We start from the raw sequence: 24,682 nt of genomic DNA, 5'->3' as shown, positions 1-24,682 counted from the left end.
CTTTTAATATTCAGATAACATAGTAGAAAAAGTTTCTTCCTGATCCAAAGCTTTACCAGTTCCAACTGCAACACAAGACAATGGATCATCAGCAACATGTACTGGTAAACCTGTTTCCTTTGAGAATCTTTTATCAATATTTTTTAATAAAGCTCCACCACCTGTTAAAGTAAGACCCATATCTACTAGATCAGCAGATAATTCAGGGGGAGTATTTTCTAAAGCATCTTTGATTGCACCAACCATTTCTTTCAATATATCATTTAATGCTTCAGCAGTATCTTCCTCGGTAATATTTACTTCTTTAGGAGTACCTGATCTTAAATCTCTACCTTTTACTGGGTAAGTGTTAGTTCCTGTTGGAACAGCTGTACCCATTTCTTTCTTAATTTTTTCAGCAGTGGTGTCTCCAATCAGTAAATTGTATTCTTTTCTCATGTAATTTACTATTGCTGTATCCATAGCATCACCAGCAACCCTTAGGGATTTAGAATAAACCAGTCCACCTAATGACATGACTGCTATCTCACTGGTACCACCACCTATATCAACAATCATTGATCCTGTGGCTTCAGAAATTGGAAGTCCGGCTCCAATAGCTGCAGCAATTGGTTCTTCAATTAATTGAACTCTTCTTGCTCCCGCAGCTAATGCGCTGTCTTGAATTGCTTTTCTTTCAACTGGTGTTGAACCAGTTGGTACACATATTAAAATTCTAGGATTAGCGAAAGTACTTCCTTTATGAACTTTTTTTATAAAGTGTTTGATCATCTCCTCTGTAACTATAAAGTCTGCTATAACACCATCTCTTAAGGGTCTGATAGCACTAATATTCCCAGGTGTTCTTCCAAGCATTGTTTTAGCTTCATCTCCAACAGCTAAAACATTTTTCTTTCCGCCTTGATCAACAATTGCAACAACAGATGGTTCATTAAGAACAACACCTTTTCCTTTTAATACTACTAGTGTATTTGCTGTTCCAAGATCTATTGCCATATCTTGACTCCATACTTTTTTAACGCTATCGAATAATCCCATTATATTCCCCTTACCTTTTGACTTTCTTGCTCCATTGGAGCTGTTTTATCTCGTTTAATTATCATTTTATTTAAAGCATTTATGTAAGCATTTGCAGAAGCAACTAAAGTATCAGTATCTGCTGCTTGACCCACAGTAGTTTTTCCATTTTCCTCAATTTTTACACTTACGGTTGCTTGAGCATCAGTACCTTCGGTTACAGCATGCACTTGATAAAGCTGTAAATTTACATCATGAGGATAAAGGGTTTTTATACATTTAAATATTGCATCAACTGGTCCATCCCCAGTTTCTATAGCTTGTTTTACATCTCCGTATACATCTAGAGTCATCTCTGCTTTTTGAGGTTCTCCTGTACCCGCAAATACTTTTAATGATTTTAAGTTAATTGCGCTAACTTTATTATCAACAATTAAACTATCATCAACAAGTGCAATAATATCTTCATCATAAACATGTTTTTTCTTGTCAGCTAAAACCTTAAACTTTGCGAATGCATTTCCTACTACATCATCTGTTAAATCTGGATAACCCAAACTGTTTAATTTATCTTTAAAAGCATGACGTCCAGAATGTTTACCCATTACCAATGAAGTTTGTTTAACTCCGACACTCTCTGGCGTCATAATTTCATAAGTCTGTCTATTTTTTAACATTCCGTCTTGATGAATACCTGCCTCATGAGCGAATGCATTTTTTCCAACAATTGCTTTGTTATATTGGACTGGAAATCCAGTTGCATTTGAAACTATCTTTGATGCTTTGCTTAATAAAGTTGTATTAATTCCAGTTTCGTAAGGCATCAAGTCTGGTCTTGTCTTAATTGCCATAACAACTTCTTCTAATGCAGCATTTCCTGCTCTCTCACCTAAACCATTTATAGTACATTCAATTTGTCTTGCTCCTGCTTGAACACCAGCTAAAGAATTAGCTACTGCTAAACCTAAATCATTGTGGCAATGAGTAGATAAAATTGCTTTATCAATATTAGGAACTTTGTTTAAAAGTGTTTCAATGATTGTTGTGAACTCAGATGGTATTGTATAACCAACGGTATCAGGGATATTAATTGTAGTTGCTCCATTTTTTATTGCAAGCTCAACTGTTTTACACATATAATCCATATCTGTTCTTGTCCCATCTTCACATGACCACTCAACATCATCAGTAAATTTTCTTGCATAAGAAACATGTTTACCAATTGACTCATAAACATCTTCTGGTGACATATTTAATTTATGTTTCATATGTAGAGGACTTGTTGAAATAAAAGTATGTATTCTGAATCTAGGTGCGTGTTTTAGTGCTTCGTAAGCTCTATCAATATCCTTTACTGAATGCCTAGATAATCCTGCTGGAATAGAATTTTTTAAAATCTTACTAACTTCAGAAACAGCCTCAAAATCTCCTGGTGATGCTATAGGAAAACCTGCTTCGATAATATCAATTCCCAGTTCATCAAATACTCTAGCAATCTGAATTTTTTCTTCCAAACTCATTGATGCGCCAGGTGATTGCTCGCCATCACGCATAGTTGTATCAAATATAAAGACTCTATCTTTGTCGCTCATAATAAAAATTTTTGGAAGATCTATAATACAATCTATAAGAGAGATTGCAAAATAATTAGTATAAATAGCTAAATTTTTTTGTCCATTTTAGGTGATACAAAAATTAATTATAAATAGACTCAATTTTAGGCATCAAGTGTAAAAGTTCCTTTGTGTATTCATGAGTAGGGTTCAAAAATAAATCCTCAGTATTTGAAACTTCACATAACTTGCCATCTTTTAGAACTCCAATTCTATCACACATTTGTCTTACAACCGGTAAGTCATGGCTAATAAATAAAATAGTTAAATTTAATTGCTCTTGAAGATCTTTTAATAAATTTAATATTTGTGCTTGAATACTAACGTCTAATGCAGATGTGGGTTCATCACAAACTAAGAGTCTTGGCTGAGTTGCTAAAGCTCTCGCGATCGAAATTCTTTGTCTTTGACCACCAGAAAATTCATGAGGATATCTATCTGCTGATTTTTGAGACATCTCAACAGAGTCTAATAAATCATAGACATAATTATTTAGATCAGAATTAGATATCGAAGGATTGTGAAGCGTAATAGGCTCAGCAATAATATCTTTTACTTTCAATCTACCATTTAGTGATGAATAGGGATCTTGAAAAATCATTTGTATTTGTTTTCTAAATTTCATTAGTTCAGACCTATTTTTTATCTTTGTAATACAAGTGTTATCAAAAAATATATCTCCTGATGAAGGTTTAAATAAATTTACAATCATTTTTGCAATAGTTGATTTTCCACTACCACTCTCACCTACCAATCCGAATGACTCACCTTCTTTTATTTCAAATGAAACATTATTTACAGCTAACACAGAATTTTTAGAATTTTCTGTAAAAAAATTGTCATCAAAACTTTTATTAAGATTTTTAACTAGAACTAAATCTTGTTTGGTAATTTCTTTTTTAGTCCATCTATTCAAAATTTTGATATTATTTTCTTTATTTTTTTTGTTTTTTTCTACTATTACAAATCTTGAAATTTTCTTGTTGGTAGGTGGAACCGAACTTACAAGACTTTTGGTATAACTTTGTTGAGGAGTTGTTAATATTTTTTTTGTTTCACCAATTTCGACTAAATTTCCACTTTTCATCACAGCTACACGATTGGCTGTTTCAGCAATAACACCCATATCATGAGTGATTAAAATCACAGCTAAGTTTCTTTCTTTTGTTAATTTTTTAATTAAATCTAAAATCTGTGATTGAATAGAAACATCTAGAGCAGTAGTAGGTTCATCGGCAATCAGTAATTCTGGTTCGCAACATAAGGCCAAAGAAATTACTACTCTTTGTCTCATTCCTCCTGAAAACTGATGAGGATAATCATTAAATCTTTTTTCAGCATCCTTAATTCCAACTTCTTTTAGTAAATTAATGGATTTATTTTTTGATTCCTCTTTGTTTAAATTTAAATGAGTTTGTATAGTTTCAATTAATTGTTCACCAACTGTTAATATTGGATTTAAAGATGTTTGTGGGTCTTGAAATATTAATCCAATTTTATTACCTCGATATTTAATTATACTCTCTGAGTTTTCATGAATATTTAAGTCTCCCAAAATTACTGAACCACCTGAAACCTTTCCTGGTTCATCAATTAAATTAATAATAGCATTTCCAACAGTACTTTTTCCAGAACCAGACTCTCCAACCAGTCCTAAAATTTCACCCTTATTTACCTCAATATTAACGTTTTTGGCTGCGTAAACAGTCTCTTTACGCATTTTATAATCAACACTTAAATTATTTATTTTTAAAAAACTCATTTTTTTAATTTTGGATTTAAAGTGTCTCTCATCCAATCTCCTAATAAGTTAATGGAAAAAGCTAAAATCACCAAAAAAATTGCTGGGAAAAATGTAATCCACCATTCTCCTGAAAATAAAAAATCATTTCCCAATCTTATTAATGTACCCAAAGAAGGAGTTGTTGGAGGAACCCCAACACCCAAAAAACTTAAAGTCGACTCTGCCAAGATTGCAAGAGCTAGACCAATTGTACCGATGACCAAAACTGGTCTCATAATATTTGGTAGAATATGTTTAAACATAATTACTATATTTGAAACACCGATTATCGTTGAGGCAGAAACATAGTCTTTATTTTTTTCTACCAAAGTTGCTGCCCTAGATACTCTTGCAAACTGTGGCCATTCGGAAATTCCAATAGCAAAAATCAAAACATAGATTGCCATTTCATCATGCATTTCTCTAGAAATTAATCCTCTTGCTATTCCATCAACCAATAGTGCCATTAATATACTTGGTACAGTCAATTGAACATCTGTAAGTCTCATTACTACCATTTCATATTTGCCACCAAAATATCCAGCCGTTAATCCTAAACCAACGCCAAGAACTAAACTAAATATAATTGCAGCAAAACCAACGATAAGGGATATCCTACACCCGTATAATATAGTTGATAACATATCTCTTCCTTGACCATCTGTACCAAGAATAAATTTTGCTAAACCATCCTCTGTCCAAGACGGAGGTGTAAATGCATCCATCAAAGATAAAGATGATGGATCAAAAGGAGTGTAAGGTGTTAAAAATTCAATAAAAAAAGAACAGAAAAAAATAACAAATAAAATTACTGAGGATATAATTGCCGTAGGAGACTTTATGAAGCTATGATAGATATCGCTATCCTTAATTCTTTCCCATCTTGTTAAACTCAAATTATTATCCACTTGCTGTATCTCCTTTAACTCTGATCCTTGGATCAATAAAATAATACAGAATATCAACTATAAAATTTATCATTACAAAAACAAATGCAATAAAAACTAAATAAGCTGACATAATTGGTATATCTACAAACTGAACAGCTTGAATAAACAAGAAACCCATTCCAGGCCATTGAAAAACAGTTTCAGTTATAATTGAAAAAGCAATTAAAGTTCCAATATTAATTCCAGCAATTGTTATTACAGGTATTAAACCATTTTTTAGCGCATGTTTGTATTTAATACTGTCTTCACTAATTCCACGTGCTCGAGCAAATTTTATATAATCAGTTTGTAAAATTTCCATCATTTCAGCTCTTACTAGCCTGATGATATATGTCATTTGAAAAAGACTTAATGTAACTGATGGAAGAATTATCGCTTTAAGACCTGAAACTGTTAAAAAACCTGTTGTCCAAAATCCTATGTCAACAACTTCTCCTCTACCAAACGAGGGAAGCACTCCTAGAATTACAGCAAATAAGTAAATAAATAATATCCCAATTACAAATGTGGGGAGTGACACTCCAAGCAATGAGATTGCTAAAACAAAGTCACTTAAAAAACCTTTTCTATTTATACCTGTATAAACTCCTAAAAGAGTTCCTGTCACTAATGCTATCAAAGCAGAAATTACAACAAGTTCAATAGTAGCTGGTAATCTCTCAACAATCAGTTCAGACACTGGTCTTCTTAATTGATAAGAAATACCAAACTCTCCTTTAGACGCATTGATTACAAATCTTGAAAATTGAACATGAATTGGGTCCATTAAACCTAATGTTTCTCTTAATTCAGCTCTTTCTTCATCCGAAGTTTCTTCTCCGACCATGTTGTTTATTGGGTCTCCAACAAAATTGAACAAGGAAAAAGAGACAAAGGCAACAACTAGCATTACCAAAGCTGATTGAAACAATCTTTTAAAAAAATACTTTATCAATTTATGAGGATTTTAAATTTATAAGCCCCTTATAAACTTAAGGGGCTTATAATAATTTTAATTTAATTTACGCTAGCAGCTCTGAATAACGGTTCGTTATTAGGTCTGATAGGAACATTCACGTTACTTTTAGATGCCCAAGAAATTACTTGGTGGTGTAAAGGAAGATAAGCAATATCATCTTTTACAATTTTCCAAGCATTTGCGATTGCAGCGTTTCTTTTATCTAAATCAACTTCGCCTTCCATAACTCTAATTGCAGCATCTACATCAGGGTTACTGAAGTTAACTTTGTTCCAACTAGCACCTGTTTCATATAAATAATGAAATACGTAATGACTGTCTAAAGTTGGTACACCCCATCCAAGCATATAAAAATCACCTTGGTCATCTTTTAGCTCTTTGAAGTGTTTACTTTTTGTTTGAGCAAACAAGTTAACGTTAACTCCAATTTTACCCAACATACCAACAACAGCTGTACAAATTGCTTCATCATTTACATATCTGTCGTTTGGACATCTTAGTTCAACATCAAACCCATTAGGATAACCTGCGCTAGCTAAAAGTTTTTTTGCAGCATCAACATCATAAGGTAATCTTTTATCAAGTTCTGCTGTGTAACCATTTACACCTGGGAATGTAATTATTCCAGCTGGCTCACTTAGACCTCTCATTACTTTTTTCTTGATAGCCTCAATGTCAATTGCTTGATAAAGTGCTTGTCTAACTTCTTTTTTCTTGAAAGGATTATCACCAGTGTTTCCAGTTCTTAATTTATCTGCTGCTTGATCCATTCCTAAAAAGATTGTTCTCATCTGCGGTGTACTTACAACTTGATGTCCTGAAGAAGAACCAATTCTTTTTAAATCTTGAACAGGTGCATCAGTCACTAAATCAATCTCACCAGACAGTAAGGCAGCTACTCTTGTTGCAGCATTTTTAATTGGAAGTAACTCAATTTGCTTTATGCCATCATCTTCCATATCACCCCACCAATGCTTATTTCTTTTAAACACTGTTTTTGTGTTAGGCTCTCTCAAAGTAATTTTAAATGGACCTGTTCCCAAAGCATTAGTTGCAGAAAAAGTTTCTTGTCCTGCATCCCAATTCTGAGGAGACATTGCAAAGTTTGCCTCTGACCAAGCTCTAGACATTATAAAAATGTTTGACAGTTGATTTAAAAGTATAGGATTAGGTTTGCTTGTTGTAATTTTAACAGCATATTCCCCAACCGCTTTAACATCAGATATCGTGCTGATATATTCTTTGAAATCAGATGTTCTTTGTTTAGCTCTTAATATACTAAATACAACATCAGCTGATGTCATTTTAGAACCATCAGAAAATTTTACATCCTCTCTTAAATTAAATATCCAAGTATTAGGATCTGTAGCTGTCCATTTTCTTGCTAACGCTGGTTCAATTTTCATATCTACAGCTCTTTGAACAAGAGCTTCATAAACTTGTCTAGATACTTGAGTAGTTGGACCTTCGTTTTGTGCGTGTGGATCTAGTGTAAGACTGTCTCCTTGCATTGACCATTTGATAGTTTTTGCCCATGCTGAAGAAAATCCAAATACTAGAACTAATGATAGTAATATTCTTACTAAATTTTTAGCCTTCATAATTAACCTCTTTTTTAAATTTATAAAAAAATTATAAGTGAAAAAAAAAGATTATTACAGATATAAAATTCTATTAATAATTAACTTTTATCGCTATCGACTAATTTTTTCTTACTTATCCAAGGCATCATGGCTCTTAGCTCTGCCCCAACTTTTTCTACAGAATGTTCGGCCAATTTCGCTCTAGTTGCTAAAAAGTTTTTTTGACCAGTTTTGCACTCATCCATCCACTCTTTGGTAAATTTACCAGATTGAATATCCGCCAAAACTTCTTTCATTCTTTTCTTTGTTTCTTCCTTATTGATAATTCTTGGACCAGATTGATACTCACCATATTCAGCAGTATTTGAAATTGAATAATTCATATTTGCAATTCCACCTTCATAGATCAAATCAACAATTAATTTAACTTCATGAACTGTTTCGAAATATGCCATCTCAGGTTCATAACCAGCTTCAACTAAAGTTTCATATCCATTTTTAATTAGTTCAACTAAACCACCACATAAAACAGTTTGTTCACCAAATAAATCTGTTTCAACTTCGTCTTTGAAAGTAGTTTCAATAATACCTGATCTTCCTCCGCCTACTGCCGATGCATACGAAAGAGCTAAATCTCTTGCTTTACCAGATCCATCCTGATGAACTGCAAACAAACATGGAACTCCACCACCTTTTTCATATTCGCTTCTTACCAAGTGACCAGGTCCTTTTGGAGCAACCATAAATACATCTAAATCTTTTCTTGCTTTAATTAAATCATAGTGAACATTTAAACCATGAGCAAAAGCAATACTTGTTCCTTCTCTTACTCTTTGTTCAATATGGTTTTTATAAATTTCAGCTTGTAATTCGTCTGGAGTTAATATCATAACAACATCTGCCCAAGCAGCTGCATCAGATAAGTTCATCACTTTTAAACCTTTTGATTCAGCTTTAGCAACACTTGATGATCCTTCTCTTAATGCAACAACAATCTCTTTAACTCCACTATCCTTTAGGTTAAGTGCATGAGCGTGGCCTTGGCTTCCATAACCAAAAATAGCTATTTTTTTATTTTTAATTAAATCTACATCTGCATCTTTTTCATAAAACATTTTCATAATTTATCTCCTATTAATTAGTTAAAAATTTTTGCACCTCTTGTCATTGCAACAGCCCCTGTTCTTGAAGTGCTTATAAGTCCCAAGGGTTTTAATTTTTTGTTCATTTTATCAATCTCTCTTCTAAGTGCTGTTATTTGAATAACAGCAGATGATTTTGTTTCATCCAATACTACTGGGTTAAATTTTTTACAAGCATTTAAACATTTTTCAATTTTATTTTTTTTACCTACAATTTTAAATAGAGCCATCTCTTTAAAAATCACATCTTTATCGTCTCTTTTAAATTCAGCAACTTTGTGCACAGGAACTAATTTGGTTAATTGCAGTCTAATCTGTTCAATTACCTGTGGTGTTCCAGTTGTTACAATTGTTATTCTAGATATGTTTTTGATAGCATCAATTTCTGCTACTGCCAAAGACTCAATATTATAACCTCTTCCAGAAAACAGACCAACCACTCTCGCCAGAACACCCGCCTCGTTATCTACCCAAACAACAAAAATATAAGTATCTGATTTTTGTTTTATAGATGGAGAGCTATAAGCTGACTTTGATTTTGGCATTTTGATTAAACTAAGGCTTTGCCTTTTCCTTTTATTTTATTCTCTTCTTGATCGTTTGGTCCTAAGATCATTTGATTATGGGGTTTACCTGAAGGTATCATTGGGAAACAGTTTTCATTTGGATCCACACGACAATCAAAAATAACAGGACCATTATGGTCAACCATTTCTTGAATTTTTTCATCTAGCTCTAATGGATTATCAGCCTTAATTCCTTTACAGCCATAAGCATCAGCCATTTTCATAAAATCTGGTAATGCTTCTGAATAACTTTCAGAATAATTCTTTTCATGAAGCAGCTCTTGCCACTGTCTTACCATTCCCATGTACTGATTATTTAAAATAAATATCTTTATTGGTAAGTTGTATTGAACAGCCGTAGACATCTCTTGCATTGTCATTAAAACTGAGGCTTCTCCAGCAATATCAATAACTAATTTTTCTGGATGAGCTACTTGAACTCCAACAGCTGCAGGTAATCCATATCCCATTGTTCCTAATCCTCCTGAAGTCATCCATCTATTTGGTTTATTAAATTTATAGTGTTGAGCAGCCCACATTTGATGCTGACCTACTTCTGTTGTTACATAAGTATCTTTATTTTTTGTTAATTCATAAAGTCTTTGAACAGCATGCTGAGGTTTTATGCTATCTTCACTATTAATAAAATTTAAAGACTCTTTATTTCTCCATTTTTGAATTTGTTCCCACCATTTTGCAATATTAGGTTTATTTGATTTACCATTACCATTTTTCTTTTTAACAATTGTTTTATTTACTTTATCAATTACTTTCGTTACATCGCCTACGATTGCAAGATCTACTTTAATAATTTTATTAATTGATGATGGATCAATATCAATATGAACTTTTTTCGAATTAGGTGAAAACTCATCAATTTTTCCAGTAATACGATCATCAAATCTTGCACCAATATTAATTAACAAATCACAGTCATGCATTGCATTGTTTGCTTCATATGTTCCATGCATTCCTAGCATTCCTAAAAACTGATTATCATCTCCAGGATAAGCACCTAGGCCTTGCAAAGTTGAAGTAATTGGAAATCCTGTTAGTTCAACAAATTTTCTAAGAGCTTCACTTGCTTTTGGTCCTGAATTAATTACGCCTCCGCCACTATAAATTATTGGCTTCTTTGCTTTATTAATTAAATTAATTAATTGGTCAATTTCATCAGCTGAAAACCTATTGTGAGATTTTCCATTTAAACTTTTTTCTTTTTTTGGTTTTTTATATTTTGCTTTTGCAAATTGAATGTCTTTTGGAATATCAATTAATACTGGGCCAGGTCTTCCTGTCGTTGCAACTTTGAATGCTTCATGCATAACATCTGAAAGATCATTAATATCTTTTACTAACCAGTTATGCTTTGTACATGGTCTTGTTATTCCTGTTGTATCACACTCTTGAAATGCATCCGTACCAATTAGGTGTGTTGGGACTTGACCCGAAATACAAACCATTGGAACTGAGTCCATATACGCATCAGTTAAAGCAGTGACTACATTAGTGGCACCAGGGCCTGATGTAACCAAAACTACACCAGGTTTACCAGATGATCTGGCATAACCTTCTGCTGCATGACCTGCACCTTGCTCGTGTCTTACAAGAATATGTTTAATAGATGGATGATTTTTTAATTCGTCATATATTGGCAGTACAGCACCACCGGGATAACCAAAAATATGGTTTACGTCTTGGTCCTCAAGACACTTAAATACAATTTCTGCTCCAGTTAATAATTTTGGCATCTCGCAATCTAGCTGAAGTTGTGCTAATTGGTCAAGGTTAAGTATAGAAAATTTATATTTTTTTTAGAAATTTATTTATCTCAGATGGATTCAATTTAACCCAATCGCTCATGTGTCCTCGGGCCCATGTGCTTTGTCTTTTGGCGTATTGTCTAGTTTTTATTGATATTTTTTCTTTGATTTCATCAATTTTTTTTTCTTTTGCTAAATATTCCTGAATTTCATTTATTCCAATTGCTTTACATGCAGTCATCTGCTCGTTAATTTTTAGTTTTAGAAATCTTTTGACCTCATTCACAGCGCCCATTCTAATCATTTTTCCAGTTCTTTGATGAATTCTTTTAACTAACTCTTCACGAGGGTAATCGATATAAATTTTAAAGAAATCCTTTTCTAAATAATTTGATTTAGTACTTTTAAACCAATCATGAAGAGATTTTTTTGTAAACTTTTTAACTTCAAATGCTCTTATTGATCTTTGAATATCAGTTGGATTAATTTTATTTTTTGAAAGAGGGTCCAGTTTTAATAATTGCTTATAAAATTTATTTTGGCCAATTTTTTTGTTTAAATTTCTAATTTGATATCTAAACTTGATTGGAATGTTTGGAATTTGAACCAAACCATCAGTTAATGCTTTGAAGTAAAGCCCAGTTCCTCCTACAAGAATTGGAGCTTTTTTTCTATTTTTAACTTCAATTATTTTTTTATTTGCAATTTTAAGCCAATCACCAGTTGAAAAACTTTTCTTTGCATCTTGAAAACCATATAGATGATGTTTTATTGACTGATAATTTTTTGGACTAGGTCTTGCAGACAAGATTTTAAGTTGCTTATAAACTTGCATACTATCTGCATTAATAATTTCTCCATTAATTTTTTTTGCAAGTTTAATTGCAAAACTTGATTTTCCAGATGCTGTAGGTCCTGAAATTAAAATTATCTTGGATTTCAAATCCATTACTAATCTAATTTAACGCCAATATATCTTCGTTGATTTTGATTGTTATAAATTGCAATTAAAATAGTTTTTTGATTTGAGTTTATTGCTTTCTCAGTGATATCTCTTAAATCATCTGCTGATTTAATTTTTTTCTTCTGAGCTTCAATAATAATGCTATTGATCTCGATTGAGTTTACTAAAGGACTGTTATTAGCCATATTGGTAATTACTAATCCTGTAGTTTGGTTTGGTAATTTACGGTTTTTTATATCCTCTTTAGTTAAAGGTCTTACTGATATTCTTAAACTCTCTACAATTTCATCTAAATTATTTTCATTTTGTTTTGGATTTTCACTTACTTTAAAATCATCAGAGGTTTCTAATCTTCCCAATAAAACCTTTTTAGTTATTTCTTTTTTATTTCTCCAAATTTTTACATCTACATTTTTTCCAACTTCTGTTCTTGCAACAATTGCTGGCAACTCTTTCATTTGCTTAATCTCAACTCCATTAAACTCCAAAATAATATCTCCAGCTTGAATTCCTGCTTTTTCAGAGGGACTATTTTCGGCAACGCTTGCAACTAAAGCACCTCTTGGTTTATCTAGATCTTCAACTTCAGCAATTTCTTTTGTTACATCTTGAATTCTTACACCTAGCCAACCTCTTTTTGTTTCGCCAAACTCTATAAGTTGTTTGATTACTTGTTGAGCGCTGTTTGATGGAATTGAAAATCCTATACCAATAGAACCATTTCTTCCTAGAATAGCTGTATTAATTCCAATCACATTTCCTTCCATATCAAATAAAGGTCCACCTGAATTTCCTGAATTTATTGATGCATCTGTTTGAATAAAATCTTCATATCTTGATAATCCAATTGATCTATTCCTTGCTGAAATAATTCCAGCAGTTACTGTTCCTCCAAGACCAAATGGATTTCCAATTGCTAAAACCCAATCACCAATTCTTGCTTTATCAGAGTCTCCAAAGCCAACTGGTTTAAACTTATCTTTTGTATCTAGTTGTAATACCGCAATATCCATTAAAGGATCAGCACCAAGCACTTTTGCTTTATATTCTTGGTCACCGTTTACTCTAACAATAATATCATCAGCATCCTGAATTACGTGATTATTTGTAACCACTACTCCCTTCTCATCAATAATAAATCCAGAACCCAAAGCTGCTGATTTTCTCTCCTGGGGAGTTCCAAATTCTTTAAACATGTCTTCAAATGGAGAACCTGGAGGAAATTGAAATGGAAAAGAGTTATTATTTGTAACCACGGTAGTCGATGTAGAAATATTTACTACAGATGGCATCAATTTTTCTGCAAGATCTGCAAATGATGCTGGAACAGGCCTAGAGTTTGATTGTAACGAAAAACTAAAAGAAAATATAATTGTTAAAACAATAAATTTTAATTTTTTCATATTAACTTTTAATAAAATAAATTATCACAAAACCTATAACTGCAAAAATAAGTCCTCCTGATCTTAGCTGACTATCTTTAACAAGTTCAATTTTTTTAAGCATACTTTTCATTTTTGCTGGAAATAAGGCATATAAAATTCCCTCTATAAATAAAAAAAGACCAAAAGCTATGACTAGCTCATTCATCTAAAAACTACTGTTTAATATCAGGATTTATATTTCCAAAAAATTTGAAAAATTCACTATCAGGAGACAAGATCATTGATGTTTCACCTGCATTAAATGCTTTACCATAAGCTTGCATAGATCTATAAAAAGCAAAAAATTCAGGATCTTTTCCAAAAGCTTCAGCGAAAATTTTGTTTCTTTCTCCGTCACCTTCTCCCTTCATAATTTCTGATTGTTTTTGAGCATCTGCTAATATTACGGTTACTTCTTTGTCAGCAGTCGAAGTAATTGTTACCGCCATCTCAGCACCTTTTGCTCTAAATTCCTTTGCTTCTCTTTCCCTCTCAGTCTGCATTCTTCTGTAAATTGCATCACTGTTCGCTGTAGGAAGATCAGCTCTTTTTATTCTTACATCTACAATATTTATTCCAAAATTTTGCGCTTCGTTATTAACTCCATCTTTAATCAAAGACATTTGTTTTGATCTATCTTGTGATAGCAAAGTTTGTAATTCTTCTTGACCCAAAACATTTCTAATTCTTGAGTTTATAATCGTAGACAATCTTGATCTTGCAACCCTTTCGTCTCCAACAGAAATATAAAATTTCAAAGGATCAACTATTTGAAATCTCGCAAAAGCATCAACAATTAATCTTTTTTGGTCAGATGCAATTACTTCCTCTGGCGGGGTATCTAAATTTAAAATCCTTTTATCTAAATAAACAACGTTTTGAATAAATGGAATCTTAAAGTTTAAGCCTGGTTTCATTATAATTCTTTTTGGATCACCAAATTGAAGAATAATCGCTTGATTAACTTCTTTGACTATAATTACTGATAGGAAAGCTACAACGCCAATTAAAACTAATATTCCAGCTACTATTTTTCCAGCTTTCATTTAATTTGTCTCTTTCTTTTTAAGCTCTGGTAATGGTAGATATGGCACAACACCTGAACCAGATTCTTTATCTATAATAATTTTATTAATATCTGCTAGAACAGTCTCCATTGTCTCTAAAAACATTCTTTCTTGTGTAACTTGTTTTGCTTTAGCATACTCATTGTAAATTGCTAAAAATCTACTAGCTTCACCCTCAGCTTTAGCAACAACTTCTTTTTTATAAGCTTCTGCAGCTTGTAAAATTTTCTGTGCTTCCCCTCTTGCCCTTGGGATCACATCGTTTGCATAAGCTTCAGCTTCGTTTTTAGACCTTTCCATATCTGCTCTTGCAGCCTGAACATCTCTAAATGCATCAATTACTTGATCAGGTGGATCAGCTTTTTGAGTTTGTACCTGAGTAATTTGCACTCCACTTTCATAATCATCTAAAATACTTTGAATAATTTCTTGAGTTTCTATCTCAATACTTGATCTACCTTCTGTCAGTATTGGTTGAATATCACTTTTAGCAATTACCTCTCTCATTGCTGTTTCTGCAGCTGCTTTAACCGTTCCTACAGGATCTTGAATTTTAAATAAAAAATTTCCAGCATCTTTAATTACCCAAAATACTGAAAAATCAATATTTACAATGTTTTCATCACCAGTAAGCATTAAACTTTCTTGAGGAACATCTGCAACTCCTCCACCTGTAGAAAAACCACTATCTCTTTCAGACCTAAATCCAATATCGATTCTATTTACTTTAGTTACTTTTGGAGTTTGAACAGTCTCAACTGGAAAAGGAATATGATAGTTCAATCCAGGTTGAGTAGTTTTAACAAATTTTCCAAATCTAAGAACAACACCTTGTTCATCAGGTAATACTCTATAAAGCCCGCTTGCAAGCCATACAAATGCTAAGACTAATAAAATTAATCCAATAGACTTTCCACCTGAAGATTTTCCACCAGGTAAAAACTTTCTTATTTTATCTTGAAACTCTCTTATGATTTCATCTACGTTTGGTGGTGTTGGTCCTCTTCCTGAACCATTACCTCCGCTACCACCTCCTGGAGGTGTTCCCCATGGGCTTCCGCCTCTGCCTCTGAAATCATCTGACATATGTCAAAGTATATAGTGTCTTTATCGCAAAAAACAAGTAAGGATAGTTTTATGTCAGATAAAAAGACAGAACTAAGTGACGCAATGAAAAAGAAGGTGGAGCCTAGAGTTTTTACAAAAAATCCAATTCTAGGAACTAAGTTTACTATTGCAATCTCGAGTGCAAAAGGTGGTGTAGGTAAATCTACATTTGCAACGAATCTTGCCTTGGCTTTAAAAAAAGTTGGATGCAAAGTTGGATTGTTAGATGCTGATATTTATGGCCCTTCAATTCCAAAAATGTTTGATATTAATGAAAAGCCAAAAAGTGACGGTCAAAAATTAGACCCCATAACAAAGTATGACATTCAATGTATGTCAATTGGATTTTTAGCAGATCAGCAAACTCCGATGATTTGGCGTGGTCCAATGGTGACAAGTGCAATTAAAACTTTTACTCAGAAGGTTAATTGGAAGGATTTAGATTTTATAATTGTTGATATGCCTCCAGGAACTGGTGACACTCAATTAACTTTTTCACAAGAAATTAAAATGGATGGTGCAATCATAGTATCAACTCCACAAGAAGTTGCTCTTTTGGATGTAAAAAGAGGAATTAAAATGTTTGATAAGCTTGGAGTTAAAATTTTAGGTTTAGTTGATAACATGAGTTTTTTTGTTGGAGATGATGGCAAGAAGTACAAAATTTTTGGAGAAGGCGGAGTAAAAAAAACAGCAGAAGAATTTCAAAAAGATTTTTTAGGTGAAATACCAATAAATCCTGATGTTGGAAATTCTGGTGACCAAGGAAAACCAATAGTCGAATTAAACCCAGACCATCAAATTTCAAAAATATATCTAGATTTTGCTGAGAAGATTAAATCAACTTATCTTTAAGATCAAAAGCAGCCATCAATTCATTCCATTCTCTTTTAGATAGACCTGAGCTTTCAACATCTACATTTTCACCTTTAATAAGTTTTTGAATTATAACTTTTCCCTTAGCAGAAACCTCTGTTCCTCCTACTCTGTAATCCATAAATGCATCATAAGTAATCGGTACCCATTTTTTAACTGTATCTAACATTATGTCTGCATAAACTCTAATTTCATACTGAGCGTGACTATCAGCTCTTAACCTTAAAAAGTTCATTAAATTTAATAAATCAGTTTTCCAATACCACTGGGTATAGGTATTTAATGTTAGGTTCATTCTTGCAAGTTCTCTTGCTAATCCTTTTTTATTCTCGTCAATTGTTGAACCATCATATCTTTCATTAAGCATTGTTTCATAATTGTCATAAGTTCTCTCTGCATCACTTTTCAAAAGTTCTAAAACTTCTTCTGCTTGTTTTCCTTCAAGGACATCTCCTCTTCCTTGTCGGTTGCTAGTAGATTGCGCTGCTAAATTTTCTTTAGTTGGTAAATAAAATTCTTTATCTAAAATTGAATATCTTGCGGAGTATTCATTTACGTTGGCAGTTCTATGTCTGATCCACTGCCTTGCAATAAATATTGGAAGTTTAATATGATATTTTATTTCACACATTTCAAATGGTGTGCTGTGCCAATGTCTCATCAAGTATTTTATTAAACCTTTATCTGTTGAAACTTGCTTTGTCCCTTTTCCATAAGATACTCTTGCTGACTGAACTATAGACGTGTCATCACCCATATAATCAACTACTCTTACAAATCCATGATCTAATGCTGGCAGCGCTTCGTAGAGTATTTTTTCAAGCTCTGGAGCGGTAACTCTTTTAGTTTGATTGCTTTGGGATTGCTGGTTTTTTATTTCTTCTGATTGTTCTTTTGTTAATTTCATGATTGTTATTGAATCTGTTGTAATTACTTTTATATTATTAATGTTGGATTTCCAACTACGACGATAAACGAATTTCGTAATAACCATTGCGGACGTGGGGGCAGTACCCACCACCTCCACCATTACAACTTACGGGGGTGAACTAGAATCGACGGGTGACTAAAGGCTATTCTTTCGTTCGGGATTGTTCCACCGTAACGGGCTAATTTATAATTGCTAACGAAAGTTACGCACTTGCTGCATAATTAACTTAGTTAATTAAGCACGGGGTCCGGGGCACCTGGCAACAGAACGCCCCCTACTTTAAATTGATGATAAATTAATTTTTTTTGAGTATTTTTTTTTAGGTGAATTTTTTATGACTGCTTGTCCACAACGCATAACACCTCTTTTTTTATCAAATGTCATTTTTGGCTCTCCATATAAAGTCCAACCATTTGACAATGCTTCAGAAACACGGTGACAAAATTTTGATGTGTCATCATCTGTAATAAATCTATATCCCTTCATAAAATTCTCTCTATTTATCTTTTAATTCGGCTTGTGCAGCAGCCAATCTTGCTACAGGAACTCTGTACGGAGAACAAGAAACGTAATTTAATCCAGCTTTTGAGCAAAATAAAATACTGTTAGGATCACCACCGTGTTCTCCACAAATTCCAAGTTTAATATTTTTATTTTGACTTTTTCCCTTTTCAACAGCTATTTTGATTAAATCTCCAACTCCATCATCTATCGAAATAAACGGATCAATTGAAAAAATTTTATTATCTATATAATCATTTAAAAATTTTCCACTATCATCTCTGCTTATTCCAAATGTAGTTTGAGTTAAATCATTAGTCCCAAAGCTAAAAAATTCAGCATGTTTTGCAATATCTTTGGCTTTTATAGCTGCTCTAGGAAGCTCAATCATCGTACCTACCATAAACTCAATTTTTAATTTATGCTCTTTTTGAACTTCACTTGCAATTCTAATTACTAAATCTTTCATAATTTTTATTTCTGCTTCAGTAGATACTAATGGGATCATAATTTCTGGAAAAGCAGATCTAATTTTTTCTTTTTTGAGCTCTGCTAGAGCTTCAAATATTGCTCTACATTGCATTTCATATATTTCAGGAAAAGATATTCCAAGTCTACATCCCCTATGACCCAACATGGGATTTTGTTCATGCAATTCATCAATTCTAGATTCTACTTCTTTTACTGGAAGATTAACAATATTTGCAACTTCATTAATTTCTTTATCTGTTCGAGGCAAAAACTCGTGAAGAGGTGGATCTAACAATCTTACTGTAACTGGCAATCCACTCATAATTTTAAATATTTCTATAAAATCTTCTTTTTGATGAGGTAAAAGTTTTTTTAATGCAATTGATCTATCTTCTTTAGTCTTTGATAAAATCATTTCCCTTACTGATAAAATTCTTTCTTCATCAAAAAACATATGTTCTGTTCTGCAAAGACCAATTCCTTCAGCTCCAAAATCTTTTGCTGTTTTGGTATCCCTAGGTGTTTCAGAATTTGTTCTAATATTCAATTTTCTAAAACTATCTGCCCAAGTCATTATCTTGGAAAAATCTCCAGATATCTCTGGTTTAACTGTTGCCACACTTCCTGATATAATTCTACCGGTTGATCCATCTATAGTAATGACGTCCCCTTCTTTAATTTCCATTGAAGATGTTTTAAATGTCTTCATCTCATAATTTATTTCAATTTCACTTGAACCAGATACGCATGGTCTTCCCATGCCCCTTGCAACTACAGCAGCATGACTCGTCATTCCTCCTCTGGCCGTCAAAATTCCTTTTGCAGCATGCATTCCTTGTATATCCTCAGGGGACGTTTCTACTCTTACTAAAATAGTGTCTTGCATCATAGAAGTTAATCTTTCTGCTTCTTCTGAGGTAAAAACCACTTTCCCACTTGCTGCTCCTGGAGATGCAGGCAAACCATTTGCTATTACATTGATTGTACTTTTTTCATCAAGCGTAGGGTGCAAAAGTGTATCTAAAGAGTTTGGATCAATTCTTAATACTGCTTCTTTTTTTGATATTAATTTTTCCTTAACCATATCTACTGCAATCTTTACCGCAGATTTCGCAGTTCTTTTTCCCGATCTAGTTTGAAGCATCCACAGCTTATTATTCTCAACCGTAAATTCTACATCTTGCATATCTTTGTAATGTTTTTCCAATTTTTTTAAAATTTTTTTTAATTCTTTGAAAACTTTTGGCAAAGACTCCTCCATTGAAGGTTCTTCAACTTTAGCATTTTTTCTTGCCTTCTTAGTTATGTATTGAGGTGTTCTTGTACCAGCAACAACATCCTCTCCTTGTGCATTAATTAAGTACTCACCATATATTTCATTTGATCCATCTGATGGATTTCTTGTAAATACAACTCCGGTAGCACAATCATCACCCATATTACCAAAAACCATTGATTGAACGTTGACTGCTGTTCCCCATTCTGCTGGTATTTGATTTAACTTTCTATAGACTTTTGCTCTATTACTTTCCCATGATAAAAATACAGCACTAATTGCTCCAAATAGTTGTTGAAACACATCTTGAGGAAATTCTTTTTTTGTTTTTTCTTTTACTGTTCTTTTAAAATCATCAATTAAACCATCCCAATCATTTTCATCTAAGTCTGTATCTAACAAAACACCTTTTGTTAATTTATAATTTTCAATTAACTCTTCAAAATGATAGCCCTCTACACCCATCACAACGTTTCCATACATTTGAATAAATCGTCTGTAACTATCTTTGGCAAATCGCCCATTGGAAGTTTTCAAAGCTAACGCGTTTACTGTTTTATCATTTAAACCTAAATTGAGAATTGTATCCATCATTCCTGGCATAGATACTCTAGCACCTGATCTAACCGATAATAACAAAGGATTTTTTAAGTCTCCAAATTTTTTAGAAACATCTTTTTCTATATTTTTTAATTCTTTTTTAATTTGAGAAATTAAATTTTTATTCAATTTTTTTTTATCTTTATAAAAAATCTCACAAACTTTAGTGGATATTGTAAAACCAGGGGGAACTGGCAAACCCATTCTGCCCATTTCAGAAAGATTAGCACCTTTGCCACCTAAAAAATTTTTTGGATTTTTAATACTTTTAGATTGTTTCGAATTAAAGTTTAATATGAGTTTCGTCATTAGCTAGACTCGATTAAAGAAAAGTTAACATAATTGTCGAATGTTTTACACATCATTTGAATTAGTTCTAGCCTATTTTTCTTAATTATCAGATCATCCTCATTCACAATTACATTATCAAAAAAATCAAATACCTCTCTTTTAATACTTGCTAAATTGTCCAATGTTTGAACAAAATTTTCATCATTATTAATACTAGAAAAATATTTCCTCAATTCATTAATTTTTTTAAATAAATTTTTTTCAAGCTCAGTTTTAAAAATACCAGGGTCAGTTGTATTAGATAATTCAATTTTATCCTTTTTTAATTCACTTTCTAGAATATTTGATGCTCTTTTATAGCTTGAAATAATATCAATTCCGTTTTGTTTATTTATTATTTTATTTAAATTTTTTGCTTTATTAAAAATAATTACAGATTGATCTAAGTTAGAGGAACTTATTGAAGCTTGTATTATATCGTTTCGGATATTTTCCTCCTTCATATAATATTTCAATCTCTCTAAAAGAAAATCTAGTAATTCTTTTTGTAAAGATTTATTCTCAAATTCAAATCCTTGATCCTGATACAAACTTGAAGAATAATTTATTAAATCTCTAATTTTAAAATCTTTTTTATTTTCTATCATAATTCTAACAATCCCTAATGCTAATCTTCTTAAGGCAAAAGGATCCTTGGAACTTGTTGGTTTTTGGTTTACGCCAAAAAATCCAACTAAAGTATCAATCTTGTCAGCTAAGGATAAAGCAATGCTATAAGGTTTTTTTGGAATTTTTGTTCCAGATCCAATGGGTAAATATTGCTCGCTAACAGCAAATGATATTTCTTTATCAAAACCTTGCATACTTGCAAAATAACCTCCCATAATCCCTTGAAGTTCTGGAAATTCACCAACCAATTCAGATAACAAGTCTACTTTGCTAATCGATGCTGATAATTCCACTTTTTCTTTACTAATTAATAACTCATCAGAAATAATAGCACCTAGCTTTCTCATTCTTTGAGCTTTATCAAAATAATTTCCAAGACCTTTGAAATAATTCATTAATTTTAAATCAGAAATTTTTTTGACCATGTTTTGAGCTTTATCTTTCTGCCAGAAAAATTCTGCATCACTTAATCTTGCTTCAACTACTCTTTCATTTCCTAGTTTAATTAATCCTTTTTTATCTTTATTATTTGCTACTACCAAAAATTGATTTGTAATGTTTCCTTTTTTATCAAAAGTAGGAAAATACTTTTGGTGATATTGCATGGTTAGTATTAAAATCTCTTTGGGTATATTTAAAAATTTTTTATCAAATTCACAAACAATTACGTTAGGTTGGTCAGTTAAATCGACTACTTCCTGAAGAAGCTTGGGATTGCTGTCAATATTTATATTTCTTTTTTTTAAAATAATATCGAATTTTTTTTCTATTAAATCTTTTCTCTCAGTGTGATCGATAAGTATATCCATTTTTTTGAAAAAATTTTTATATGTTTTAAAGTCTGAAAATAGTTTTTTCTTTTCTTCAAATTCTTGATCTACAAATGTCGAGTTAGATGAAATGAAATGATGAAATTTAAAATTTAGTTTTTTTTTATCAAAGATGGATAAGATAGATTTTAACGGCCTACCCCATAATAGTTCATAATTTGACCATTTCATTGATTTTTTCCATTGAATTTTATTCAGTATTTGAGGTATGGCTCCTTCTAATAAAGTATGAGTATCTAATTTTTTTGATCTAGTTTTGTAAAAATAGAACTCACCTTTATCTGTTTTTTTTATAAACAATTCTTTTTTTGAAACAGCATTTGATCTCGCAAATCCGTCCAACGCAGCATCCGGAGACTTTGTACTCGGACCTTTTATTTCTTCAGATTTTAAAACTATCTTCTTTTCAACCCCCTCAAACAAAATTAACAATCTATTGGGTGTTGAGTAAGACGAACTATTTTTAAATTTAATAGATTTTTCTAAAAAAAATTCATTAAAACTTTTTAGTAAATTTTCTCTTAAATTTTTTTGTAAATTTGAAGGTATTTCCTCGCTAAACAATTCTAAGAAAAATTCAGACATTATTTTTGACTATCTAACCAAATACTAGCAGCTGATTTTGTAATATCTCTTATTCTTGCAATATATCCTGCTCTTTGAGCAACGCTAATTGCTCCACGTGCATCTAATATATTAAATACATGACTTGCTTTTAAACATTGATCATAAGCTGGTAATGAAATTTTTTTTTCAACTAATGACTTTGCTTCCAACTCGTGCATATCAAACATTTTAAAAAGTGACTCTACATTTGCATGTTCAAAATTATATGCCGAAAATTCTCTCTCAGCTTGATGAAATACTTCTTTATATTTTACACCATCATCATTCCATAACAGATCGTAGACATTTTTTTGCTGCTGAATAAACATACATATTCTTTCTAATCCATATGTAATTTCTACAGAAACAGGTTTACACTCAAATCCTGCCATCTGTTGAAAATAAGTAAATTGAGTAATTTCCATGCCATCACACCATACCTCCCAACCAAGACCAGCAGCACCCAATGTTGGACTTTCCCAGTCGTCTTCCACAAATCTAATATCATGATCTGAATGATTAATTCCTATAGATGATAAACTATTAAGGTAAAGTTTTTTAATATTTTCAGGTGAAGGTTTTATAAGAACTTGAAACTGATAATAATGTTGAAGTCTATTTGGATTATCTCCATACCTTCCATCTGTAGGTCTTCTTGATGGCTGCACATATGCTGTCTTCCAAGGTTTAGTCCCTAATGACCTCAATGTAGTTGCTGGATGAAATGTACCTGCTCCTACTTCCATGTCATAAGGTTGGAGAACTACACATCCCTTTTTGCTCCAAAACTTTTGAAGATTTAAAATTGTATCTTGAAATGTAAGAATTTTTTCTTTTGATTTAGAAACCATATCTTTGCCAGATTGATCTTTCATCTAAAATATTTGCAAATTGGTCAATATGATTTGAAGATGAAAGTTTTTGACTTAACCACCCTTTTGTTTTTTCAAATTTTTTAATTACTACATCTTCACCATACTTTTCTTTTAAGATTTCATGTGCATCTCCTATGCCATCTATTAATCCTAATTTCTTAGCTCTTGAACCTGACCAAAATTCACCAGAAAATAATTCTACTTCTGTTTTATTTAATTTTGCTCCACGACTTTTTTCAACAATATTTATGAAATCTTGGTGTAAATCTAATTGAATATTTTTTAGTCTTTGAATGTCTTCTTCCTTTTCTTCCATAAAAGGATCAAGTGTGCTCTTATTCTTTCCAGCTGTGTGAACTCTTCTCTCAACGCCTATTTTCTTGATTAATTCAGTAAAACCAAATGATGAATATATAACCCCTATAGACCCAATAATTGAACTTGAATTTGCATAAATTTCATCTCCAGCACATGAGATAAGATATCCCCCAGATGCAGCAACATCTTCTGCAAAAAAAATAACTTTCTTATTACTTTTTTTAGCTTGCTGACGAATAAAACTATAAATTAAATGTGACTGTACAGGTGAACCTCCTGGAGAATTGATTGATATTGCTACTGCAGCAGCTTTTTTTAGTGAAAAAGCTTTTTTAATAATTTCTTCCTGTCCTGCAAAATCAATACCTTGCTTAAATTTACCAGCATTACCAATGACACCATTTAATTTAATATGTGAAACAATTTTTTTCTTTTTTAAAAAGGAGAACATATTTATTTCTTACAGAATATTTAGTTGATTATAAAGACTACTTATAATTG

The 24,682-nt window shown here is 32.0% G+C and carries 21 protein-coding genes and 1 other RNA gene; 2 read left to right on the top strand and 20 right to left on the bottom strand.

Going from position 1 to position 24,682, the window contains the following annotated elements:
- Positions 1–3 precede the first annotated feature (3 nt).
- The 14 genes from ACTTA6_RS00435 to hflK all read right to left on the bottom strand — a co-directional run bounded on the left by ACTTA6_RS00435 (position 4) and on the right by hflK (position 15,916).
- Positions 4–1,038 (bottom strand): rod shape-determining protein, encoded by a 1,035-nt coding sequence (locus ACTTA6_RS00435; RefSeq protein WP_075506259.1) that lies wholly within the window; start codon positions 1,036–1,038, stop codon positions 4–6.
- Positions 1,038–2,609 carry a 2-isopropylmalate synthase gene (locus tag ACTTA6_RS00430; protein ID WP_440614027.1) on the bottom strand — a complete coding sequence of 524 codons (1,572 nt, stop codon included), beginning with the start codon at positions 2,607–2,609 and terminating at the stop codon, positions 1,038–1,040. The genes ACTTA6_RS00435 and ACTTA6_RS00430 overlap by 1 nt, the downstream gene beginning before the upstream one ends.
- A gap of 103 nt (positions 2,610–2,712) precedes the next feature.
- The gene (locus ACTTA6_RS00425) at positions 2,713–4,392 is read right to left on the bottom strand and encodes a dipeptide ABC transporter ATP-binding protein (RefSeq protein ID WP_440614026.1); all 1,680 of its coding nucleotides are present in this window, start codon (positions 4,390–4,392) and stop codon (positions 2,713–2,715) included.
- The gene (locus ACTTA6_RS00420) at positions 4,389–5,321 is read right to left on the bottom strand and encodes an ABC transporter permease (protein WP_440614025.1); all 933 of its coding nucleotides are present in this window, start codon (positions 5,319–5,321) and stop codon (positions 4,389–4,391) included. The genes ACTTA6_RS00425 and ACTTA6_RS00420 overlap by 4 nt, the downstream gene beginning before the upstream one ends.
- Positions 5,314–6,297 carry an ABC transporter permease gene (locus ACTTA6_RS00415; RefSeq protein WP_440614024.1) on the bottom strand — a complete coding sequence of 328 codons (984 nt, stop codon included), beginning with the start codon at positions 6,295–6,297 and terminating at the stop codon, positions 5,314–5,316. The genes ACTTA6_RS00420 and ACTTA6_RS00415 overlap by 8 nt, the downstream gene beginning before the upstream one ends.
- 62 nt (positions 6,298–6,359) lie before the next feature.
- Entirely contained in the window at positions 6,360–7,922 is a 1,563-nt protein-coding gene (locus tag ACTTA6_RS00410; RefSeq protein ID WP_262590316.1) for an ABC transporter substrate-binding protein, read from the bottom strand.
- An 80-nt stretch (positions 7,923–8,002) separates the two neighbouring features.
- Positions 8,003–9,025 carry a ketol-acid reductoisomerase gene (gene ilvC, locus ACTTA6_RS00405; protein WP_075506263.1) on the bottom strand — a complete coding sequence of 341 codons (1,023 nt, stop codon included), beginning with the start codon at positions 9,023–9,025 and terminating at the stop codon, positions 8,003–8,005.
- A 17-nt stretch (positions 9,026–9,042) separates the two neighbouring features.
- Positions 9,043–9,591 carry an acetolactate synthase small subunit gene (ilvN, locus tag ACTTA6_RS00400; RefSeq protein ID WP_440614023.1) on the bottom strand — a complete coding sequence of 183 codons (549 nt, stop codon included), beginning with the start codon at positions 9,589–9,591 and terminating at the stop codon, positions 9,043–9,045.
- Positions 9,592–9,596: 5 nt separating this feature from the next.
- Positions 9,597–11,363, bottom strand: coding sequence for an acetolactate synthase 3 large subunit (locus tag ACTTA6_RS00395; protein WP_440614022.1), 1,767 nt, complete (start codon positions 11,361–11,363; stop codon positions 9,597–9,599).
- A gap of 52 nt (positions 11,364–11,415) precedes the next feature.
- Positions 11,416–12,324: a tRNA (adenosine(37)-N6)-dimethylallyltransferase MiaA gene (gene miaA / locus ACTTA6_RS00390; RefSeq protein ID WP_440614021.1), complete on the bottom strand. Its 909-nt coding sequence runs from the start codon at positions 12,322–12,324 to the stop codon at positions 11,416–11,418.
- 2 nt (positions 12,325–12,326) lie between these two features.
- Positions 12,327–13,742, bottom strand: coding sequence for a Do family serine endopeptidase (locus ACTTA6_RS00385; protein WP_440614020.1), 1,416 nt, complete (start codon positions 13,740–13,742; stop codon positions 12,327–12,329).
- A 1-nt stretch (position 13,743) separates the two neighbouring features.
- The gene (locus ACTTA6_RS00380; protein ID WP_262590311.1) at positions 13,744–13,929 is read right to left on the bottom strand and encodes a DUF2065 domain-containing protein; all 186 of its coding nucleotides are present in this window, start codon (positions 13,927–13,929) and stop codon (positions 13,744–13,746) included.
- A 7-nt stretch (positions 13,930–13,936) separates the two neighbouring features.
- A complete protein-coding gene (gene hflC, locus ACTTA6_RS00375) occupies positions 13,937–14,809 on the bottom strand; it encodes a protease modulator HflC (RefSeq protein ID WP_440614019.1) in 873 nt (290 codons plus the stop codon).
- The gene (gene hflK / locus ACTTA6_RS00370) at positions 14,810–15,916 is read right to left on the bottom strand and encodes an FtsH protease activity modulator HflK (RefSeq protein WP_262590309.1); all 1,107 of its coding nucleotides are present in this window, start codon (positions 15,914–15,916) and stop codon (positions 14,810–14,812) included. It abuts the gene before it with no gap.
- A gap of 51 nt (positions 15,917–15,967) precedes the next feature.
- Between hflK and ACTTA6_RS00365 the strand changes: the two genes are divergently transcribed.
- The gene (locus ACTTA6_RS00365) at positions 15,968–16,792 is read left to right on the top strand and encodes an Mrp/NBP35 family ATP-binding protein (RefSeq protein ID WP_440614018.1); all 825 of its coding nucleotides are present in this window, start codon (positions 15,968–15,970) and stop codon (positions 16,790–16,792) included.
- Here ACTTA6_RS00365 and thyX read toward each other — a convergent pair.
- Positions 16,773–17,720, bottom strand: coding sequence for an FAD-dependent thymidylate synthase (thyX, locus tag ACTTA6_RS00360; protein WP_440614017.1), 948 nt, complete (start codon positions 17,718–17,720; stop codon positions 16,773–16,775). The two genes, ACTTA6_RS00365 and thyX, sit on opposite strands and share 20 nt — an antisense overlap.
- 4 nt (positions 17,721–17,724) lie before the next feature.
- On the opposite strand from thyX, the gene ssrA reads away from it, so the two are divergent.
- Positions 17,725–18,023, top strand: a transfer-messenger RNA (tmRNA) gene (gene ssrA, locus ACTTA6_RS00355).
- On the opposite strand, the gene ACTTA6_RS00350 is transcribed toward ssrA, so the two are convergent.
- From ACTTA6_RS00350 to ACTTA6_RS00330, 5 genes are read right to left on the bottom strand one after another with little or no spacing between them, the layout of a single operon-like run.
- On the bottom strand, positions 18,024–18,230 hold the full coding sequence (locus ACTTA6_RS00350; RefSeq protein ID WP_440614016.1) for a DUF1737 domain-containing protein: 207 nt from the start codon (positions 18,228–18,230) through the stop codon (positions 18,024–18,026).
- Positions 18,231–18,240: 10 nt separating this feature from the next.
- Positions 18,241–20,901, bottom strand: a complete 2,661-nt coding sequence (gene ppdK / locus ACTTA6_RS00345; RefSeq protein ID WP_440614015.1) for a pyruvate, phosphate dikinase — start codon at positions 20,899–20,901, stop codon at positions 18,241–18,243.
- A complete protein-coding gene (gene glyS, locus ACTTA6_RS00340; RefSeq protein ID WP_440614014.1) occupies positions 20,901–22,967 on the bottom strand; it encodes a glycine--tRNA ligase subunit beta in 2,067 nt (688 codons plus the stop codon). The genes ppdK and glyS overlap by 1 nt, the downstream gene beginning before the upstream one ends.
- A complete protein-coding gene (locus ACTTA6_RS00335) occupies positions 22,967–23,863 on the bottom strand; it encodes a glycine--tRNA ligase subunit alpha (protein ID WP_440614013.1) in 897 nt (298 codons plus the stop codon). Before ACTTA6_RS00335 ends, glyS begins: the two co-directional genes overlap by 1 nt.
- The gene (locus ACTTA6_RS00330; RefSeq protein ID WP_440614012.1) at positions 23,829–24,632 is read right to left on the bottom strand and encodes a S49 family peptidase; all 804 of its coding nucleotides are present in this window, start codon (positions 24,630–24,632) and stop codon (positions 23,829–23,831) included. The genes ACTTA6_RS00335 and ACTTA6_RS00330 overlap by 35 nt, the downstream gene beginning before the upstream one ends.
- Between the last annotated feature and the right edge of the window lie 50 nt (positions 24,633–24,682).

It is taken from the genome of Candidatus Pelagibacter sp. HIMB1636, from assembly GCF_052047675.1.
Lineage (GTDB): Bacteria > Pseudomonadota > Alphaproteobacteria > Pelagibacterales > Pelagibacteraceae > Pelagibacter.
The sequence above is the reverse complement of the archived record's forward strand: the minus strand, read 5'-3'. Positions and strand labels throughout refer to the sequence as shown.

Bases quoted from the DNA above. Each gene is read 5' to 3' on its own strand.
- ACTTA6_RS00435 (WP_075506259.1), bottom strand. From the start codon at position 1,038: ATGGGATTATTCGATAGCGTTAAAAAAGTATGGAGTCAAGATATGGCA.
- ACTTA6_RS00430 (WP_440614027.1), bottom strand. From the start codon at position 2,609: ATGAGCGACAAAGATAGAGTCTTTATATTTGATACAACTATGCGTGAT.
- ACTTA6_RS00425 (WP_440614026.1), bottom strand. From the start codon at position 4,392: ATGAGTTTTTTAAAAATAAATAATTTAAGTGTTGATTATAAAATGCGT.
- ACTTA6_RS00410 (WP_262590316.1), bottom strand. From the start codon at position 7,922: ATGAAGGCTAAAAATTTAGTAAGAATATTACTATCATTAGTTCTAGTA.
- ilvC (WP_075506263.1), bottom strand. From the start codon at position 9,025: ATGAAAATGTTTTATGAAAAAGATGCAGATGTAGATTTAATTAAAAAT.
- ilvN (WP_440614023.1), bottom strand. From the start codon at position 9,591: ATGCCAAAATCAAAGTCAGCTTATAGCTCTCCATCTATAAAACAAAAA.
- ACTTA6_RS00395 (WP_440614022.1), bottom strand. From the start codon at position 11,363: ATGCCAAAATTATTAACTGGAGCAGAAATTGTATTTAAGTGTCTTGAG.
- miaA (WP_440614021.1), bottom strand. From the start codon at position 12,324: ATGGATTTGAAATCCAAGATAATTTTAATTTCAGGACCTACAGCATCT.
- ACTTA6_RS00385 (WP_440614020.1), bottom strand. From the start codon at position 13,742: ATGAAAAAATTAAAATTTATTGTTTTAACAATTATATTTTCTTTTAGT.
- ACTTA6_RS00380 (WP_262590311.1), bottom strand. From the start codon at position 13,929: ATGAATGAGCTAGTCATAGCTTTTGGTCTTTTTTTATTTATAGAGGGA.
- hflC (WP_440614019.1), bottom strand. From the start codon at position 14,809: ATGAAAGCTGGAAAAATAGTAGCTGGAATATTAGTTTTAATTGGCGTT.
- hflK (WP_262590309.1), bottom strand. From the start codon at position 15,916: ATGTCAGATGATTTCAGAGGCAGAGGCGGAAGCCCATGGGGAACACCT.
- ACTTA6_RS00365 (WP_440614018.1), top strand. From the start codon at position 15,968: ATGTCAGATAAAAAGACAGAACTAAGTGACGCAATGAAAAAGAAGGTG.
- thyX (WP_440614017.1), bottom strand. From the start codon at position 17,720: ATGAAATTAACAAAAGAACAATCAGAAGAAATAAAAAACCAGCAATCC.
- ACTTA6_RS00350 (WP_440614016.1), bottom strand. From the start codon at position 18,230: ATGAAGGGATATAGATTTATTACAGATGATGACACATCAAAATTTTGT.
- ppdK (WP_440614015.1), bottom strand. From the start codon at position 20,901: ATGACGAAACTCATATTAAACTTTAATTCGAAACAATCTAAAAGTATT.
- glyS (WP_440614014.1), bottom strand. From the start codon at position 22,967: ATGTCTGAATTTTTCTTAGAATTGTTTAGCGAGGAAATACCTTCAAAT.
- ACTTA6_RS00335 (WP_440614013.1), bottom strand. From the start codon at position 23,863: ATGAAAGATCAATCTGGCAAAGATATGGTTTCTAAATCAAAAGAAAAA.
- ACTTA6_RS00330 (WP_440614012.1), bottom strand. From the start codon at position 24,632: ATGTTCTCCTTTTTAAAAAAGAAAAAAATTGTTTCACATATTAAATTA.